Origin of the sequence: Acinetobacter sp. UBA6526, assembly GCF_002434875.1 — a bacterium.
GTDB lineage: Bacteria > Pseudomonadota > Gammaproteobacteria > Pseudomonadales > Moraxellaceae > Acinetobacter > Acinetobacter venetianus.
Genome location: NZ_DJLC01000007.1, coordinates 1 through 2734 on the forward strand (window position 1 = coordinate 1; position 2734 = coordinate 2734).

The following is a 2734-nucleotide window of genomic DNA, read 5'->3' on the forward strand; positions in this document are numbered from 1 at the left end:
GCATCCCAACCCATTGGCTGTAAAACGGTTTCGCCTTTTAAACGATAAAAACGGCTGATCACGTCACCAATCGTGTAGTTACGCACATGCCCCATATGCAGCTTTCCACTTGGATAAGGGAACATCGACAGGATATAGCGATGTTTGCCCTCTACAGTGTCAGCAACTTTAAAAACTTTGCGATTGTCCCAGTCTTGTTGAACTTGAGGCTCAATGGCGCTTGCTTGGTATTCGGAGTCAATGTGAGAAGTCGTCATAGGGATATGCGATACAACAAAAAATAAAAATAAGATTGCCGCACAGCATAGCGCAAAATCGTATGAAATGTCAGTGATTAGATCGGGATTTTATCTTCAAGGCGGTAGAGAAGCCGCCACCTTGAAAATAAACAAAAGTGAATGGATATGGATTAGTAGTTAGAGTTTGCTGCAGGAGGGGCAGGCGGTGGTGGTGCATCACCTTTTGGAGCTGAACTAGATGCTGCTGGTGCTACAGTGGTTGTATTGACAGGTGGAGGGTTATTTACTTTTTTTGCATCACCTTGCTCTGGTTGAGTTTGTACAGGAGGGCGTTGGATATTGCTGCCATAAGTCGAAACTTTATCCAAGCGTTTAGCACCTTTGGGTGGTGGCGTTGCGGTGTAGTGCGTCGATCCATTTGCATCCACCCATTTGTAATACTGCTGTGCATAATTATGGCTAGAACCCAATAATAATGCTGTTGTCGTGGCTGTGTATAAGATTGTTTTTAAATAAGATGATTTCATATTTGATCTCCCCAAGAGAATTTTGTCTATATTCGATCAAAGTGCATAAATGTGCTGTCTACAATGCCGAGTTTTACTAAAAAAGAAAATAGTTTTTTGATAAAAGGGTGGATTGCTATGATTAGAACGGTTTGCTTAAAAAAACGACAGCTAAAAAATATTCGTTAAAATCTCTTTCTTTATCCTTGACATTGTTTATGAAAGCAACAAAAATGCTTGCTTTAGTTTTATATGCGTTTATTTGATCACCCTTCGAATAAATGTCATGGCTTGCAATGGACATTCTTTCTAGCCGAGAGAATGCTGTTTTGAAATATGTTTATCCCAGCATATTTCGATTCGAGATGTCATCAAGTTTATACGGCTGATGAGTCTCAGAAAATTTTTCCTATTGCAGCAAAAACGAGTAGAATACGCACACTTATAAGAAGTGCAAAAGTTAATGAATGAACACAATTTATGTCTCCCATAAATTGTGCAAACACTAGGGTGAATCACGTTGGAACTTTTATCTGGTGGTGAAATGCTCGTTCGTGCGCTTGCGGACGAAGGCGTAGAGCATGTTTTTGGGTATCCAGGCGGCGCTGTATTACATATTTATGATGCGCTATTTCAACAAGACAAAATTAACCATTACCTCGTTCGTCATGAGCAAGCTGCTGGTCACATGGCAGATGCATACTCACGCGTAACTGGCAAAACTGGTGTAGTTCTTGTAACTTCTGGTCCCGGTGCAACAAACACAGTGACTCCAATTGCAACTGCTTACATGGACTCAATCCCAATGGTGATTTTGTCTGGTCAGGTTGCGAGCCATTTAATTGGCGAAGATGCATTCCAAGAAACTGATATGGTGGGTATTTCTCGCCCAATCGTAAAACACAGTTTCCAAGTGCGTCATGCTAGCGAAATTCCTGCAATTATTAAGAAAGCATTCTATATCGCTTCATCTGGTCGTCCTGGCCCTGTTGTTGTTGATATTCCTAAAGATGCTACAAACCCTGCAGAAAAATTTGCCTACGAATATCCTGAAAAAGTGAAAATGCGCTCATATCAGCCACCTTCACGTGGACATTCAGGTCAAATCCGTAAAGCGATTGATGAGCTTATCACTGCGAAACGCCCAATTATTTATACGGGTGGTGGTGTTGTTCAAGGCAATGCTTCAGAACTGTTAACAGAACTTGCTCACCTTTTAGGGTATCCAGTAACAAATACGTTAATGGGCTTAGGTGGATTCCCTGGTAATGATCCACAATTCGTGGGCATGTTAGGGATGCACGGGACGTATGAAGCGAACATGACGATGCATAATGCAGACGTTATTTTAGCGATTGGCGCGCGTTTTGATGACCGTGTGACCAACAACCCTGCAAAATTCTGTCTCAATGCAAAAGTCATTCATATTGATGTAGACCCTGCAACTATTTCTAAAACGATCATGGCGCACATCCCAATTGTGGGAGCTGTAGAGCCTGTTCTTCAGGAAATGTTGGCACAACTCAAACAAATGAATGTGTCTAAGCCAAATCCTGAAGCGATTGCTGAATGGTGGTCTCAAATCAATGAGTGGCGTAAAGTTCACGGTTTGAAATATCAAACACCTACTGATGGTTCAATGAAGCCGCAGCAAGTTGTTGAAGCATTATGCAAAGTGACCAATGGTGATGCGATTATCACGTCTGACGTGGGTCAACACCAAATGTTTGGTGCTTTGTACTATACCTACAAGCGTCCTCGTCAATGGATCAACTCAGGTGGTCTAGGGACTATGGGTGTTGGTTTACCGTACGCTATGGCAGCCAAACTTGCTTGCCCAGATCAACAAGTGGTTTGTATTACAGGTGAAGCATCGATTCAGATGTGTATCCAAGAGCTTTCGACATGTAAGCAATACGGCATGAATGTCAAAATTCTTTGTTTAAATAACCAAGCTTTAGGCATGGTAAAACAATGGCAAGACATGAA

General features: G+C 41.8%; 3 protein-coding genes. 1 reads left to right on the forward strand and 2 read right to left on the reverse strand.

The annotated features are described in order from the left end of the window. On the reverse strand, positions 1 to 257 hold a 257-nt coding region (locus tag B4237_RS00430), incomplete at its 3' end, for a class I tRNA ligase family protein (protein WP_286940758.1). A 152-nt stretch (positions 258 to 409) separates the two neighbouring features. Further along, positions 410 to 766, reverse strand: a complete 357-nt coding sequence (locus B4237_RS00435) for a DUF4124 domain-containing protein (protein WP_286940759.1) — start codon at positions 764 to 766, stop codon at positions 410 to 412. 499 nt (positions 767 to 1265) lie between these two features. Between B4237_RS00435 and B4237_RS00440 the strand changes: the two genes are divergently transcribed. Then, a partial coding sequence (locus B4237_RS00440; protein ID WP_286940761.1) for an acetolactate synthase 3 large subunit occupies positions 1266 to 2734 on the forward strand: 1469 nt, incomplete at its 3' end.

Coding starts and splice junctions, on each gene's coding strand:
- B4237_RS00435 (WP_286940759.1), bottom strand. CDS start 766: ATGAAATCATCTTATTTAAAAACAATCTTATACACAGCCACGACAACA.